Origin of the sequence: Pantoea sp. BJFS-204, assembly GCF_049310725.1 — a bacterium.
Taxonomy (GTDB): domain Bacteria; phylum Pseudomonadota; class Gammaproteobacteria; order Enterobacterales; family Enterobacteriaceae; genus Pantoea; species Pantoea agglomerans.
The window spans coordinates 566,147-580,929 of the sequence record NZ_JBMOWE010000001.1; the positions used below are offsets into that span (position 1 = coordinate 566,147).

13 protein-coding genes and 1 tRNA gene are annotated in these 14,783 nt (G+C 54.9%); 7 read left to right on the top strand and 7 right to left on the bottom strand.

The genetic code is table 11. The features are described from left to right. Positions 1-202: 202 nt before the first annotated feature. A tRNA-Asn gene (locus ACO6VX_RS02450) sits at positions 203-278 on the bottom strand. 333 nt (positions 279-611) lie between these two features. Between ACO6VX_RS02450 and ACO6VX_RS02455 the strand changes: the two genes are divergently transcribed. After that, complete coding sequence (locus ACO6VX_RS02455; RefSeq protein WP_422457580.1) at positions 612-1,733, top strand: Gfo/Idh/MocA family protein; 1,122 nt, start codon at positions 612-614, stop codon at positions 1,731-1,733. A gap of 90 nt (positions 1,734-1,823) precedes the next feature. Here ACO6VX_RS02455 and ACO6VX_RS02460 read toward each other — a convergent pair whose 3' ends face one another. The 3 genes from ACO6VX_RS02460 to ACO6VX_RS02470 form a co-directional block, all read right to left on the bottom strand. Next, a complete protein-coding gene (locus ACO6VX_RS02460; RefSeq protein WP_422457581.1) occupies positions 1,824-2,654 on the bottom strand; it encodes a glycosyltransferase family 8 protein in 831 nt (276 codons plus the stop codon). 12 nt (positions 2,655-2,666) lie between these two features. Beyond that, positions 2,667-4,049: a D-arabinono-1,4-lactone oxidase gene (locus ACO6VX_RS02465; RefSeq protein WP_422457582.1), complete on the bottom strand. Its 1,383-nt coding sequence runs from the start codon at positions 4,047-4,049 to the stop codon at positions 2,667-2,669. Positions 4,050-4,132: 83 nt separating this feature from the next. Beyond that, positions 4,133-4,765, bottom strand: a complete 633-nt coding sequence (locus ACO6VX_RS02470; RefSeq protein ID WP_010247970.1) for a TetR family transcriptional regulator — start codon at positions 4,763-4,765, stop codon at positions 4,133-4,135. A 151-nt stretch (positions 4,766-4,916) separates the two neighbouring features. Here ACO6VX_RS02470 and ACO6VX_RS02475 point away from each other — a divergent pair, with 151 nt between their 5' ends. Further along, positions 4,917-5,456 carry a DUF2058 domain-containing protein gene (locus tag ACO6VX_RS02475; RefSeq protein WP_010247968.1) on the top strand — a complete coding sequence of 180 codons (540 nt, stop codon included), beginning with the start codon at positions 4,917-4,919 and terminating at the stop codon, positions 5,454-5,456. Between the two features lie 16 nt (positions 5,457-5,472). On the opposite strand, the gene ACO6VX_RS02480 is transcribed toward ACO6VX_RS02475, so the two are convergent. Together ACO6VX_RS02480 and ACO6VX_RS02485 are read right to left on the bottom strand one after the other, a co-directional pair. Beyond that, complete coding sequence (locus ACO6VX_RS02480) at positions 5,473-6,171, bottom strand: RluA family pseudouridine synthase (RefSeq protein ID WP_124890097.1); 699 nt, start codon at positions 6,169-6,171, stop codon at positions 5,473-5,475. A gap of 72 nt (positions 6,172-6,243) precedes the next feature. Further along, positions 6,244-6,378 carry a hypothetical protein gene (locus ACO6VX_RS02485; RefSeq protein WP_022624981.1) on the bottom strand — a complete coding sequence of 45 codons (135 nt, stop codon included), beginning with the start codon at positions 6,376-6,378 and terminating at the stop codon, positions 6,244-6,246. Between the two features lie 201 nt (positions 6,379-6,579). Here ACO6VX_RS02485 and ACO6VX_RS02490 point away from each other — a divergent pair, with 201 nt between their 5' ends. Further along, entirely contained in the window at positions 6,580-6,840 is a 261-nt protein-coding gene (locus tag ACO6VX_RS02490) for a hypothetical protein (RefSeq protein ID WP_422457584.1), read from the top strand. Positions 6,841-7,271: 431 nt separating this feature from the next. Here ACO6VX_RS02490 and ACO6VX_RS02495 read toward each other — a convergent pair whose 3' ends face one another. Beyond that, a complete protein-coding gene (locus ACO6VX_RS02495) occupies positions 7,272-9,194 on the bottom strand; it encodes a methyl-accepting chemotaxis protein (RefSeq protein WP_033767721.1) in 1,923 nt (640 codons plus the stop codon). Positions 9,195-9,907: 713 nt separating this feature from the next. Between ACO6VX_RS02495 and ACO6VX_RS02500 the strand changes: the two genes are divergently transcribed. Genes ACO6VX_RS02500 through ACO6VX_RS02515 form a run of 4 tightly spaced genes read left to right on the top strand, consistent with a single transcriptional unit; the run spans position 9,908 to position 14,779 of the window. Further along, positions 9,908-10,786 carry an ABC transporter substrate-binding protein gene (locus tag ACO6VX_RS02500; protein ID WP_010247954.1) on the top strand — a complete coding sequence of 293 codons (879 nt, stop codon included), beginning with the start codon at positions 9,908-9,910 and terminating at the stop codon, positions 10,784-10,786. After that, positions 10,783-11,706 (top strand): amino acid ABC transporter permease, encoded by a 924-nt coding sequence (locus ACO6VX_RS02505; RefSeq protein WP_033767719.1) that lies wholly within the window; start codon positions 10,783-10,785, stop codon positions 11,704-11,706. Before ACO6VX_RS02500 ends, ACO6VX_RS02505 begins: the two co-directional genes overlap by 4 nt. Continuing rightward, positions 11,699-12,460: an amino acid ABC transporter ATP-binding protein gene (locus tag ACO6VX_RS02510; protein ID WP_022624977.1), complete on the top strand. Its 762-nt coding sequence runs from the start codon at positions 11,699-11,701 to the stop codon at positions 12,458-12,460. Before ACO6VX_RS02505 ends, ACO6VX_RS02510 begins: the two co-directional genes overlap by 8 nt. A gap of 33 nt (positions 12,461-12,493) precedes the next feature. Beyond that, positions 12,494-14,779, top strand: coding sequence for a molybdopterin-dependent oxidoreductase (locus ACO6VX_RS02515; protein WP_422457586.1), 2,286 nt, complete (start codon positions 12,494-12,496; stop codon positions 14,777-14,779). The last annotated feature ends 4 nt before the right edge of the window (positions 14,780-14,783 follow it).

A 14,783-nucleotide genomic window follows, 5' to 3' on the forward strand; every position in this document is an offset into this window, starting at 1 on the left:
ATGCATTTGTTAAAAAGAGTATGAGATGTAGGGGTCAGAAATGAACCTTTAAGTGAGGGCGGCACCGAATGTCTAAGTATCAGGCACTAACGAAAAGAACGGGGAATTTGAAGAGTAAACAGACTGAGTAAGACGCAAAAATTTTATCAGAAGTATGAAAAGCAAAAAGCCCGCTTAGTTTCCTAAGCAGGCTTTTCTAATTTGGCTCCTCTGACTGGACTCGAACCAGTGACATACGGATTAACAGTCCGCCGTTCTACCGACTGAACTACAGAGGAATCGTTTGAACGGGGCGCATAGTAACGGCCACGCCGGGCCATGTCAAAGCTCTTTTTCATAAATTAGCGCGACTGCTGAAATAGTCGCCACTATGGCGTTTTAAGCACTGAAAGAGCGGCCTGTGCGGCTGACTCATCCGGCAAAACGGCACGTGTAAAACTGAGGTGTTTATGAGGTGTTATGGCGCTGTCTAGCCCTTGTCAGGCGGCCGGGCGCGTGATTTAACCGGATAGTTTTTTACGGGCGTCACAAAGTCTCCATTCTGGCTTTGTCAGCAATAAAAACGAAACGTAGATTCCATTTCAACCCTGAACTGAATCTCTGGAGTTGAAATGAACAAAGTCAGAATCGGCATGATTGGCAGCGGCTATATCGGACGCTGCCACGCGATTGCTTATGCGCAGGCGCCCACCGTATTTTCGCTGAAAGGCGAAATCGTGCGGGAGATGCTGGCTGAAGTGAACCCGGAGCTCGCCGCCCGTCAGGCGGCGACCTTTGGTTTCGCGCGCTCGACGGGTGACTGGCGCGCGCTGGTCAGCGACCCGGCGATTGATGTCGTGGATATCTGCGCCCCCAACTTCCTGCATAAAGAGATGGCGCTGGAGGCGATACGCCACGGCAAACACGTCTATTCAGAAAAGCCGCTGTCGTTAAGCGTGGCGGATGCGCAGGAGATGGTGGAGGCAGCCGATGCGGCAGGGGTTAAAACGCTGGTGGGCTTCAACTATATGAAAAACCCCACCAGCCAGCTGGCGAAAGAGATCATTGCCAATGGTGAGATAGGCGACGTGGTGCATTTCTACGGCACCCATAACGAGGATTATCTCGCCAGACCGGAAACGCCGCTCGACTGGCACTGTCAGAAAGCGCTGGCAGGCCTCGGTGCGCTGGGCGATCTGGCGGCGCATATCGTTAATATGGCGCACTACCTGGTGGGTGACATTGCTGAGGTCAGCGGCGATATGATGACGGTGATCGCCTCACGGCCTGACCCGAAAGAGCCTGCGCGGCAGTTACCGGTCGAGAACGAAGATCAGGCCAGTGCGCTGCTTCGCTTCCATAACGGTGCGCACGGCGTGATTGAAACCTCACGCATCGCCTGTGGCGCAAAGATGGGACTGACTTACGTTGTCACCGGCACCAAAGGCACACTGCGCTACACCCAGGAGCGCATGGCGGAGCTGGAGCTTTATCTGCATGACGAACCGGCCGGGCGTCAGGGATTTAAAACTATCCTGACCGGACCAGCGCACCCTGATTACGCAAATTTCTGTGTTTCTGCCGGACACGGCATCGGTTTTAACGATCAGAAAACGGTGGAGATTCGCGACCTGATCAACGGCATCGCAGCGGGCGACCGCATGTGGCCCGATTTTGCAGAGGGATTGCAGGTTCAGAAGGTACTGGAAGCGATTGCTGACTCAGCAGTGCAACGCCGCTGGATTGAGGTATAGGGCAGAATCAGAGGGATAGAGGGTATTGCCGATGTGTTGATTAACACTGGCGGGCAGGGCGGGAAACGTTGGCTTCCCGCCCACAGCCAATCAGATCAGACCGCTTTTTTCCCACCACAATTTATCCAGCGCATAAAAGCGATCGCGCTGACTCTCGGGCTGGCTGAGATCGCGTTTCCACGGTTTTGCCAGAATATAGTGCAGGTTCTTCACCTCTTCATCGTGCCAGAGACCGCTGTGCTGAAACGGCAGCGTTTTCAAGGCATTGTAGATGTAAGAGAGCGGCTTCCAGCGATCGGCAAACACTTCGTTCAGCAGATCCTGCTCGGAGAAGGGATAGTTACTGAGATCATCAATGGCGGCAATACGCTTTTCCAGTGCGTCGAACATCGCATTATCGGGCTTCAGCACCAGAAAACCGCCGTTCAGGTACAGATCCACACTCTCTGGCGCCTTTTCACCGCGCGCCTGCCAGGTATAGTGGCACTGCTCAGGCTGCCACTCTGCCGGATAAGAGGCAATCTGGTTGGGATTACAGCGGCAGGCGTGACAGGCGGCGAGCGGGTTATCGCCCAGATCCAGGGTAAAAAGCTCATCCATATTTTTAAGGACCAGCATATCGGCATCCAGAAACACGACGCGCTCATAATCGGTTAGCTGCCAGGCGCGCAGCTTGGTCCAGACTTCGCCGAACTGCGCCGATGCGTAGTGCTGATCCAGATCGTCGCGCGGATAGAGGGGGTCGACCGGTTTAATCACACAGCCCTCATCCTGCAAAATCTGACAGTCAGACGCTGAAATCGCCGGCGTGGTCATCACCACCAGCGGCCACTGGCTCTGGCTCTGTTGCAGCGAACGGTGCAGCGCTTTCACGCCCACCAGATAATCGGGTTGAGTTAACAGCGTTACCCAGGCAAACATAGCTTTCCTCAATCAGTCAAAAAGTGGCGTGATGTAGTCGTTACCCAGTCGGCCATTTGGGTCGAGCTGGCTGCGCAGGGCGCGGAAGGCGTCCCACTGCGGATAGATCTCACGCCAGTTGTAGCGTTCTTCATCGTAATATTTGCCCCAGTGCGGGCGTCCGCCCTCTTCGGCCAGCAGTTTTTCCACTTCCGTCAGGAAGTGCAGTCCTTCCTGTGACAGCGAACCATCGTCGGCGTAATAGACAACGAAGCCGAAAAAGCAGGTTGGCTGGTCAGCGGCCGGACTGAGCCAGGCCGATGATGCACCGGTGCAGCGCAGGATAATCGGGTAGTGCATATGCGGACGATTCTCGGCATACCACTGCTTGATGCGGCGAATGATGGCCGGGGTTTTTGCCAGCGGCACGCCGATTTCCACATTGATCTGCGGCACCGCAATGCCGCGGCAGAAGAGCTGGTAAATGTCACCGGTAACATCGGTGAAATCACGAAAACGGGTGACGGTGCGAAACTGTTTTCCCCCTTTGCCCTCAATCTGCGTATCGCGGTGCATATGCGCCAGCGTCTGGTCGATGGTGTCGTTGAGGCTTTCGTCAACATCGCCCTCATGTTCCACCACCTGACGACCCTGCGCTTCGTAGCGCTGACGCTCTTCGTCACTCGCCTCATGGGCGTTCCAGACGTGCATCAGGTTGTCATCGACAAACCACCAGGCTTTGCTCAGCGGATAGTCGTTGTTCCAGCGCAGCAGATCCTCTTCAAGGGTATCGGCAGAGACGGCATATTTGTGGCAGGTGAAGATGCTAAACGGCTGGGTACGCAGGGTTACCGCGGTAACAATGCCTAGTGCGCCCAGTGAGACCTGCGCTGCCGGGAAGTCAGCGTCGCCACGAACAAATTCGCGCACGCTGCCATCGGCCAGCACCATCCGGATGGCCAGCGCTTCGTCGGCAATCGAACTCTGCTGCAATCCCTGGCCGTGCGTTCCGGTCGCCATCGCGCCCGCCAGCGTCTGAATCGCAATCACGCCTGGCGATGAAGCCAGCATGCGGTTCATTTCGGTCAGGCTGCGATAGACCTGCTCAAGCGGGGTCGCGCCACCAAAGGTCACGCTCTGTTCATCACTGGCAAGCTGGCCGCTCAGTGCGCTGAGATCGAGCAGCACATCGTCATCACTGACATGCAGCATACGACCAGGCGACAGCTTGCTGCCGATCACCCGAATCTGGCCGTGTGACTCCCGGATAACTCTCTGTAATTCCGCTTCACTGGCGGGACGCTGAACCTGGTGACGGCTGCCGATTTGCGCGTTCTGCGCCCAGTTCCACAGCGCATCATCATCGGGTTCAACATGGGTCTGGCGAAGCGGATAGAGGCGTGCATCTCTGCTCACAACAGCATTCCTTATTATTGCATTTTAGTGACAAGTATCAGTAAGCGTAGACTATGGCTAAGCGCAGCCCGGCCTGCGGGCAATTATTTGCGGATATAGCGTAACGTTGCGGTTACAGCCAGCTGACGATTGCGGCGGATACTCTCTGCTTCGCTGTTGTCCGGGCTGAAAAGGGCGTTGAAGGTGTAGCGGTTTGAGACGTGATGAACGCAGATACTGCTGATCAGGCGATGGACATCGATGGTCTGCACATCGGCAGTGAACACACCCTGTTGCTGACCGCGTGCCAGAATGTCATCCAGCAGATCCAGCGCGCTGCGATTAAGGGCTTTAATCTGCGGCGACTGGGTGATGTAGCGCCCGCGCAACAGGTTCTCACTGCAGACCAGCCGGATAAAATCGGGATGCTCGACATGGTAATCAAAACTGGCTTCCACCAGGCGGGTCATGGCCAGTTCCGGCTCCATCGCCGCCAGGTTCAGGCCGGTTTCATGCTGACGTATCTGCTGATAAACCTGCTCCAGCACGTGGATATAAAGCTGCTCTTTACTGCCAAAGTGATAGACCACCATGCGTTTAGTGGTTTGCGCATGCTCAGCAATCTGCTCCAGCCTGGCACCCTGCATACCAAACTCCGCGAAGGTTTTCAGTGCGCCTGCGATGATGCGTTTTTTCAGCCCTTCAGGGTCATTTTTACGTTTTGTTAGCTCTGACATGGTGCTCAATAAGGTGATTTTGACCGGGGGATGTTAGCACAGTGTTGAGAGGCTGCCCGCAATCGCGGGCGTGGCAGGTGCGGCAACCTGGTACAGCCCGGATGATTACAGGTATAATCCCGGACATTATTTCACAGGTTCAGAGACGACAATGACAAAACTCACCTTGCAAGAGCAGATGCTGAAAGCGGGATTAGTATCCAGCAAAAAAATGGACAAGGTTCAGCGGACAGCGAAGAAATCCAGGGTTCAGGCACGCGAAGCCAGAGCGGCGGTGGAAGATAACAAAAAAGCGCAGCTTGAGCGGGATAAGCAGCTGAACGAGCAGCAGAAGCTGGCTGTGCTGTCTAAGGAGTACAAAGCGCAGGTCAAACAGCTGATCGAAATGAACAAAATTGACGTGGCAAGAGGCAACATCAGCTTCAATTTCACCGACAATAACCTGATCAAAAAGATTATGGTGGATAAACTGACGCAGACTCAGCTGATCAATGGGCGTCTCGCCATTGCCCGCCTGGCGGCTGACAATAATGGCGAGAGCCAGTACGCTATCATCCCGGCCAGCGTAGCGGATAAAATTGCGCAGCGTGATGCCAGTGCCATCGTATTAAACAGTGCATTAAGCGAAGAAGCACAGGACGAAGATGATCCTTATGCTGATTTCAAAGTGCCTGATGATTTGATGTGGTAACAGCGCGCTGACGCATTCAGAACGGGCTGTCGGCAGAGAGTTGCAGCGTGCTGCCGCTGACAGGGTGAACAAACGTCAATCCGCTGGCGTGCAACATCAGTCTCTCTGCCTGATCTGCGCCAGGCAGCAAAAGCCCGCCGTAGAGATCACAGCCCAGAATCGGGTGCCCCAGCTGCTGACAGTGAATGCGCAGCTGATGGGTGCGCCCGGTTTCCGGCATCAGTTCGACCCGCGTGACCGGCAATCCCTTTCCCTTTTTTTCCTGATAATAACCGCGTTCTATGACCCGGTAGCGTGAGCGCGCAGGTTTCCCCTGGATCGGGCAAATCACCATCCGGGGAAACTGCGCCGGATCTTTCGCTATCGCGGCATCAATAACGCCTTCGTCATCGGCAAGGTGCCCGCACAGCAGCGACTGATAAGTTTTACGCACGCTGCGCTGGCTGAATTGCTGGCAGAGTGCCGCATTAATCGTTTTGCTGCGTGCGACGACCATCAGCCCGGAGGTGCCAAAATCGAGCCGATGAACCAGCGTGCAGCCAGGAAAAAGCTTCACCAGCCGATGATGCACCGAATCGAGGTTTTGCGGATTTTTGCCTGACAGGCTCAGCAAACCGCTGGGTTTATTGATCACCAGCAGATGGTCGTCCTGAAAGAGGAGGGTTATCTCATCAAAGCAGGGCGGGGCGATAAACGTATCGATAATGGCAGACATCGGGTAACCGGCAGGTAAGTGGCAACGGATCATAACCGATTGGCCAGTCACTGACGATGCCGCGCGCAGCCATTATTCTTCGCTGATCGTTTCCCCGCTTTGCGTGAAGAGTGACTGGCCAGCCTGCTGCGTTTCAAATTTGCCATGGGCAGCAAAAACGGAACAGACCGTCGCAGCCAGCAGCGTAAGGAGAATGGAAAGTTTCATGGTGACATCCCATCGTGAATTTAAAAGCAAGTCTGACAGGAAGGGCGGCAGAGACAAACAGAACAATCCGGAAAAAAAACATTAAGAACATTTGTTCAGCAAGTTGCGCGATTTTTAGTGATAAATTCGGGCAGTTCTCTCTTTTACGACTACAGTCTCTGGTGAGGTTGTCATCAATTCGTATCTAATGGAGGATTTTCTGTGTTATTTCAAAACGACGAGAAAGGCCACGTCATTATTGACGAAGCGGCACTTAGCCTTGCCCTGGGTGAAAAAGAAATCAGTATCGCAACACTCTTTACCCAACTGGGTTATATGGCGAAATCTGAAAGCAACGCGGATCGGCTGACGAAAATCGCCGAAGCCAGAAGCTGGCTGAGTAGTTTTGAGTCACCGGCGATTGCTCAACAGCAGGTGCCGTACCTGCAGACGCTTGCAAGCCTGAACGAAGAGCTGAACTAGCAGTAACGGAACTGATGCCAATGGACGTAGTCCGGCTCCGGCCGGAAAACGACGAAGCGGATGACCTCATCGGTTGCGCGAAAGCGTATACCGGCCGGAGAAGCTGTCAGGGACGACAACTCTCTCTCCATCGCTTTCTGTACAGACCGATCGCGATTCTTATCTACCCTCATTTCAAAGCCAGCCGGGATATAAACCGGAATCATCAGGCACGAGCCAGCTTGTTTCAGCTGTCGTGGCCGAAATATGACCTTCCCTCAGTTTCCGGATGCTCGCCTGACCATGTCATTCCCGCGTTAACCGCTACGGCTTATTATCTTCTGATTAATCAGATCACTTATTTGTCTGAAGAGGGCTGTTATTTCAGCCAGCCTCAATCAATTAAGGCTGGCTCTATTTACGGTCAGACAGAATTAACGCTTCGCTAACCGTTAAAAGCTTTCCCAGCTTGAGTCTGCTGATGCATTAACGGGCACTGCGGGCACTAAACGCGGCGACAGGGCAGGTGCGCCCCGGCTGACGCTGCTTTGTCCGGGAGAGAGACGGAATACGGCCACTGTTTTTTCCAGTTCATCAGCCTGAGATTCCAGTGAGCTGGCTGCGGCGGAGGACTCTTCAACCAGCGCGGCGTTCTGTTGCGTCGTGGTATCCATCTCGGCCATTGCCGTGGCGATCTGAGAAATGCCGCGGTTTTGCTCGTCAGAGGCGGCAGCAATTTCACCCATAATATCTTTAACCTGACTGACAGAGCGGACGATGTCATCCATGGTGGTACCGGCGCGTTCCACAAACTCAGAACCATCATGAACCCGATCAAGTGACTCGCGTATCAGCGTTTCAATCTCTTTGGCGGCCAGTGAACTGCGCTGGGCCAGATTTCTGACTTCACCGGCAACCACCGCAAATCCGCGACCCTGCTCTCCGGCTCGTGCCGCTTCGACGGCGGCGTTAAGGGCCAGAATATTGGTCTGGAAAGAGATGCTGTTGATGACGTGAATGATCTCGCCGATTTTGCCCGAACTCTGGCTGATGTTGTTCATGGTTTCGATAACGTCACGGATAATCTCGCCACCACGTCCGGCATTCACTGACGCGTCTGTCGCCAGCTGACTCGCATGGTGAGCGTTCTCCGCATTCTGTTTCACCGTTGAAGAGAGCTCTTCCATGCTGGCCGCGGTCTGAACCACTGCGGCAGACTGCTGTTCTGTGCGGGATGAAAGATCGGTATTACCTGCCGCGATTTCCGCCGAGGCACGCGCCACGCTGCTGACGCCATCACGCACGTTGGTGATGATGTTCTGCAGGCTGATGTTCATTGCATCTACCGCCTGCATCAGCTGACCTAACTCATCACCACGTGTGGTTTTCAGTGAGGTTGTTAAATCACCGCTGGCAATACGTTGCGCTGCGTTCAGCGTCTCTTTCAATGGCAGCGTAATGTTGCGGGTGATCCGCCAGGCAATCAGCAGACTCAGCACCACACAAATCAGCGCGGCAAAAGCAATGCGCCACTCCGCCTGTTTGATAAATTCAGAGGATAGCTGGGACTGATAGGCAAAGGTATCGGAGACCACCGCATTGAGCCGCTCTGCGGTGGTGGTCAGGCCCGCCGATTCGCTCTTTTCTTTCTCTGTCGCATCGACATAGCGCGTTAAAGCCTGGCGTTGCTGCGTCAGAGTGCTGAGCACATTTCGCGTTACGTCATTAATATTCGGCTGGGCGAAAATATCCAGTTGCTCGCTCAGGGTGTTGATAGCGGTGTATTCTTCAAGAATCGCCTCTCTGCTGGCCTCAGACGGCTTATCGAGAAACGCTTTTTCAACATTGGCCGCATCAAACAGCGCTGCGGCCAGGTGCATGACCGGCAGCGCCGCATCGGGTGTCAGAGCCATATCGAGTGATTCAAACTGATGCGCAAGCGCAATCAGGGCACCCGGTTTAATGGCATCAAAGGCGCTGCTTGTCGCCTGCGCAGCCGTCACGAATGTCTGGCGCTGATTCTGATAATCGTTAAGTAACTGCCCCATCAGCGCGACTTTCTGCTGGCCCATCTCATCCCATTTGAATCCATCCAGCCGTTTATAAAGGGCATCTAACTCCTTCAGGGCCTGAACGTTCTGCGTGGCAAATTTGGGATCTTTGGTGTACTGGTAGAGGGTGCGGTTAAGGCGTGCCTTGCTTAACGTGTTTACCATCTCCACGGTAATCGTGCGCCGGGCGGAATTGTCTTTAATACTGCGAAAACAATCGAAAGCGATAAAAGTAATGGCGAGGGAGGCAGCAATGACGACGATAAAACCGACGCCCAGTTTTTTCCCAATTTTAATATCGGAGATGCGTTGAGCAAGGCCCATAAGGTTCACCTTTAGTGAGATATCAGAAGCAGAGAAGAGGCTGTTAAATAATTCAAAGATGATCTTCTTATCGTCAGTGCCAGACGAAGCTTTAATATTATTTATGCTTACTCAATGATCTGATTAATGAGGCTTTCATTATTCTCAAGGGAAACTATCTGCCTGCTAATCTTTGATTTACTTCGCGTAATGTATTGATAATTTTGATTAAAATTATGTTTCCCGTGCCTGCTGCAGTCTTTACATTACCTGAATAAATAGTTATTGATTTTGATCAAATAAGTCCCGGATAAAAGAATCGGTCAGGCGCAGAGGGATGATTTTTCAATAAATACTTATCAATGAAATTATATTTTTATTAATCATCAGAGCCTGGCTGTGCCAATTAATTAACCGCAGTATGACGTTTTCTCGCCTCGCCAATCCTTACCAAACTGCTCATCTCTTCGGTCACAGGATGCCAGCGCCTGTTCAACAGCCTCGCAACGCGCGCCATTGCCATATTCCAGCAAAATATTCCCGGTTTTAGCATTTGTGATCGCCGCCGGTCTTCACTGAGAATGACAACAGAACGTTACGAGAATGATAAAAGCTCTGGAGCCCGCCGCTTATCTGGCTTTCTTTCAGCGCTGACAACAGGTCACGATCGCTTTTCCCTCTGGGGGAACATTTTAAATATCAGGAGAAAGGTTCCGGTGAAATTGATAAAAAGAATGACCCTTTTCACACTCGTGCTCAACGCATCCGTCAGCTTTGCGGCAGAACCCTCAGTGCCTGCTGACAGCAGCATACATGTTAAAGCCGATCCGGCGCTGAAAACGCTGATTCCTGCGGATATCCTCAAGCGTGGCTACATTGTGGCAGGAACAAACCCGAATACGCCGCCAACTACCTTTTATAAAGAAGATAATAAGACGCTGGCCGGTCGCGAAATCGACATCATGAATGCGGTGGGTGAACGTCTGGGTATCGCGGTAGAGTGGCGCGACACGGGCGGCTTCGACAACATCATTCCCGGTCTGAAAACCGGACGTTACGATGTGGCGCTGTCGAACATAAATGCCACACCGACCCGCCTGAAACAGATCGACTTTGTCGGCTACTACAACGCCAGCCTGCTGGGAATTATTTCCCGAAAAGACGCCAGTATCGCCCCGTTTAAATCACTCAGTGACGTCTGCGGCAAAGAGGTCGGCGCCGGTTCCGGTACCACCCAGGTTACGCGGCTGGAAGAAGCCAGTAAAGCCTGTGAGGCCGCAGGTAAGCAGCCCATCAAGGTAGCGATATTCCCGGATCGTCCGGCTGGCGTGCAGGCGGTGGTCAGCGGGCGCGTACCGCTGTTCCTGGGTCCCTATGAGGGGCTGCTGTGGCAGGTTAAGGTAATCAAACCGCTGACCATGAGCGGCGAAATCACCGTTAACGATGCACCGGTCTCTGTCGCTTTCCCAAAAGCCTCTCCGCTTGAACCTGCCGTGCAGGCCGCGCTGAACTCATTAATCAAAGATGGCAGCTACCGGAAAATCCTCGATAACTGGGGAATCGGATTTGGTGCTGTGACCGAAGCCCGACGCAACGAAGAGATTTTTAAATGAGTGAGATTCAGAACCACACTGACGATCTGAAAATCGTCAGTAAACGCTACTACGGACGCTGGCTGAGTGCGCTGGTGGTGCTGTTGTGCGTGGTGGCGATGGCACATTCGATGATTAACAATCCGCGCTTTGAGTGGGGGATCATCGCAGACAACTTCACTGCGCCCTCCATTCTGCAGGGGGTGTTAATGACGCTGCAGCTCACCGCCATTTCAGTGGTGCTGGGCTTTGCCTTCGGCACGGTGCTGGCGCTGATGCGTCTCTCATCAAACCCGGTTCTGGTTGCGGTGAGCTGGGCCTACACCTGGTTTTTCCGTGGTGTGCCGATGCTGGTGCAGCTGTTTCTCTGGTACAACATCGCGGCGCTCTATCCCAGAATAGCGTTGTCGATTCCCGGTTTAGGTGAGATCTGGAGTGCACAATCCAACGCGCTGGTCAGCCCGTTTAGTGCGGCAGTGATCGCGCTGGTCATGCATCAGTCCGCCTATGCCGCAGAAATTGTGCGCGCGGGTATCCAGAGCGTGGGTAATGGGCAGATTGAAGCGGCACGCGCGCTTGGATATCGCCCGGCTCAGATTTTCCGTCATACCGTTTTACCGCAGGCGATGCGCGCCATTATGCCGCCAGCGGGTAACGAGATCATTGGCCAGTTGAAAACCACGGCAGTGGTGTCAGTGATTTCTCTGCAGGATGTGCTGTTTTCGGCGCAGATTATCTATCAGCGCACCTATGAAGTGATCCCGCTGCTGCTGGTCGCCACCCTGTGGTATCTGCTGATGACCTCAGTGCTGTCGGTGGGCCAGTATTACGTGGAGCGTTATTTTGGCCGCGGTGTCACGCGACGTGAAAAGCGCAGCCTCTGGCCGTCGTTGCCGCGCTTTTCGCTGCCGAAAACCCAAAGGAGTGTGAGCAATGGCTGAAGCAATTGCACTGCGCAAGGTCACTAAGCGCTTCTCTGGCGTAACCATCCTCGACGACGTTAACCTGGATATACCTGCCGGGTCGGTCACGGTGATTCTGGGGCCATCCGGCTCCGGTAAATCCACGCTGCTGCGCTGCATTAATCACCTTGAGAAGCTGGATGGTGGCACCATCCGTATCGGCGGCCAGATGGTGGGATACCGACAAAAAGGCCAGGCGCTGCACGAACTCAACAGCAGTGCCATTGCACGCCAGCGGGCGGAAATCGGCATGGTGTTTCAGCAATTCAACCTGTTCCCGCACCGTACCGTGTTGCAGAACATCACGGATGCGCCGATGCGGGTGAAAAAGCAGAGCCGCCATCAGGCGACCAGCAAAGCACTGGCGCTGCTGAAACAGGTGGGGCTGTCTGGTCGCGAAGATGAGTGGCCGCAAAACCTTTCCGGTGGTCAGCAGCAGCGCGTTGCGATTGCCCGCGCACTGGCGATGGATCCTGGCGTTATGTTGTTTGATGAACCGACCTCGGCGCTTGACCCGGAACTGGTGGGTGAAGTGCTGCAGGTCATTAAACAGCTGGCGCATTCCGGTATCACCATGGTGGTTGTCACCCATGAAATCGGATTTGCCCGCGAGGTCGCCGATAACATCGTCTTTATGGAGAGCGGCAAAATTGTGGCGGCTGGCCCGACGCAGCAGGTACTCGACGATCCGGACAACGGACGCGTCAGAAACTTTATCGCAACGGTGCTCTGAGCACCGTTTCTTTTGTGATAACCAGGAAGCAGGATGACGCAAAAACCGGTAATGCACAGCGCCCACTGGGGCGCTTTTCACGCTGAGCGCAGCGGCGATCAACTGCTTATTGAGCCGTTCGGGGGCGATCCCGACCCCAGTCCGCTGTTGCAAAACTTCCGTCATTCACTTAATCACCCGGCACGCGTCGCACGGCCGATGATACGGCGTGGCTGGCTGGAAAACGGGCCTGGCCCGGATCGGCGTCGTGGGGCAGATGAATATGTCGCGGTTAGCTGGGAGGAAGCCAGTCATCGGGTTGCACTGGAGCTTAAGCGGGTCGGTGAGGCTTACGGCCCGGCGGGGATTTTTGGCGGATCTTACGGATGGTCAAGCGCAGGCCGTTTCCATCACGCCCAAAGTCAGGTGCACCGTTTCCTGAACACCACGCTGGGCGGCTATGTTCGCTCAGTTAACAGCTACAGCTCCGGCGCGGCATCGGTTTTGCTGCCGCATATTGTGGGCGACATGAATGAAGTCGCCCGGCGTGGCGTGAGCTGGGAAGAGATTGCCGGTCACAGCGAGGTGGTGCTGGCGTTTGGCGGGCTGGCGCTGAAAAATGCCCAGGTGGCCAGCGGCGGCCTGAGTGAGCATACCGAGCGCGGATTTATGCAGCGTGCGGCACAGCGCGGCACCCGTTTTATCTCGGTAAGCCCACTGAAAAGCGATTTGCCAGAGGAAGCACAGGGTGAGTGGCTGGCGCTGCGACCCGGAACGGATGCGGCGTTTATACTCGGCCTGCTGGCGGTATTAATCACCGAAGGGTTAACCGATGAGGCATTTCTGGCGCGCTACTGTGTCGGCTGGCCTCAGATGGTGGCCTACATCCGGGGTGAAGAGGATGGCGTGGTGCGTGACGCGCCGTGGGCAGCCGCGATCTGTGGCGTCAGCAGCGACCTGATCAGGCAGTTCGCCCGACAGCTGCACGGCAAGCGCGTACTGGTTACGGTCGCCCATGCCTTACAACGCGCCGAGCATGGCGAACAACCGGTGTGGCTTGGCCTGGTGCTGGCGGCGGCACTCGGACAGCCCGGGCTGCCCGGCGGCGGCTATACCTATGCACTGGGTGCGCTGGGCCATTATGGCAAACATCACAATCTGGTCAGCTTTCCGTCCCTGCCGCAGGGTAAAAATGGTATCGACCGCTTTATTCCGGTAGCACGTATTGCCGATATGCTGCTCAATCCCGGCACCAGGTTTGACTACAATGGCCGTCAGCTTACTTATCCTCATATCCGGCTGGCTTACTGGGCGGGCGGCAATCCGTTTCACCACCATCAGGATCTGGCCCGGCTGCGTCAGGCATTTTGCCTGCTGGATACGTTCATCGTGCATGAGAGCGTCTGGACCGCCAGTGCGCGTCATGCTGATATCGTCCTGCCCGCCACCATGACCCTGGAGCGTGAGGATATCGGCGGTGCGCCGACCGATCGCCATTTAATCGCCATGCAACCAGTGGCACAGCCTTACGCCGAAGCCAGGGACGATTACACGATTTTCCGTGAGCTGGCCCGGCAACTTGGCCGGGAAGAAGCGTTTAGCGAAGGGCGCGATGCGCGAGGCTGGTTGCAGCATCTTTACCATCAGCTACAGAAAAAACTGGCGGCGCATCAGGTGCAGACACCGGATTTTAATCAGTTCTGGCAGCAGGGCATCCTTGAGTTGCCGCAGGTGAAGGATGGTGGACGGATGATCAATGCGTTTCGCGCTGACCCTGATGCTGCACCGCTGCCCACAGCAGGCGGCAAAATTGAGATCTTCTCCGCCACTATCGCCAGCTTTGGTTATGACAACTGTCCCGGCCATCCGGTATGGCGTGAACCCCAGCAAAAACCCAGCGCCGACTACCCATTCTGGCTGATTGCTAATCAGCCCGCGACGCGCCTGCACAGTCAGCTCGATTTTGGTGATTTCAGTCAGAGTGGCAAGCGTGGCGGGCGCGAAGTCTGTAGCCTCAACAGCGAGGATGCGGCAGCCCGGGCTATCGCGGATGGCGACATCATTGAGCTTTATAACGATCGCGGCCATGTGCTCGCCAGCGCACGTCTCACCGACACGGTTATGCCTGGCGTGGTACAGCTGCCAACCGGTGCCTGGTACGATCCGGTCGACGCCACTGCCGCCCGTCCGCTTTGTCGTCACGGTAATCCCAATGTGCTGACGCTGGATATCGGGACGTCATCTCTGGCGCAGGGATGTAGCGGGCAGATTACGGTGGTACAGGTGCGTAAATTTGCCGGGGAAGTCACGCCGGTGCAGGCCTTTATTCCCCCGTTATGAGTCG

Excerpts from the sequence above, each read along its gene's own strand:
- ACO6VX_RS02455 (WP_422457580.1), top strand. The coding sequence starts at position 612 with ATGAACAAAGTCAGAATCGGCATGATTGGCAGCGGCTATATCGGACGC.
- ACO6VX_RS02460 (WP_422457581.1), bottom strand. The coding sequence starts at position 2,654 with ATGTTTGCCTGGGTAACGCTGTTAACTCAACCCGATTATCTGGTGGGC.
- ACO6VX_RS02470 (WP_010247970.1), bottom strand. The coding sequence starts at position 4,765 with ATGTCAGAGCTAACAAAACGTAAAAATGACCCTGAAGGGCTGAAAAAA.
- ACO6VX_RS02475 (WP_010247968.1), top strand. The coding sequence starts at position 4,917 with ATGACAAAACTCACCTTGCAAGAGCAGATGCTGAAAGCGGGATTAGTA.
- ACO6VX_RS02480 (WP_124890097.1), bottom strand. The coding sequence starts at position 6,171 with ATGTCTGCCATTATCGATACGTTTATCGCCCCGCCCTGCTTTGATGAG.
- ACO6VX_RS02485 (WP_022624981.1), bottom strand. The coding sequence starts at position 6,378 with ATGAAACTTTCCATTCTCCTTACGCTGCTGGCTGCGACGGTCTGTTCC.
- ACO6VX_RS02495 (WP_033767721.1), bottom strand. The coding sequence starts at position 9,194 with ATGGGCCTTGCTCAACGCATCTCCGATATTAAAATTGGGAAAAAACTG.
- ACO6VX_RS02500 (WP_010247954.1), top strand. The coding sequence starts at position 9,908 with ATGACCCTTTTCACACTCGTGCTCAACGCATCCGTCAGCTTTGCGGCA.
- ACO6VX_RS02505 (WP_033767719.1), top strand. The coding sequence starts at position 10,783 with ATGAGTGAGATTCAGAACCACACTGACGATCTGAAAATCGTCAGTAAA.
- ACO6VX_RS02510 (WP_022624977.1), top strand. The coding sequence starts at position 11,699 with ATGGCTGAAGCAATTGCACTGCGCAAGGTCACTAAGCGCTTCTCTGGC.
- ACO6VX_RS02515 (WP_422457586.1), top strand. The coding sequence starts at position 12,494 with ATGACGCAAAAACCGGTAATGCACAGCGCCCACTGGGGCGCTTTTCAC.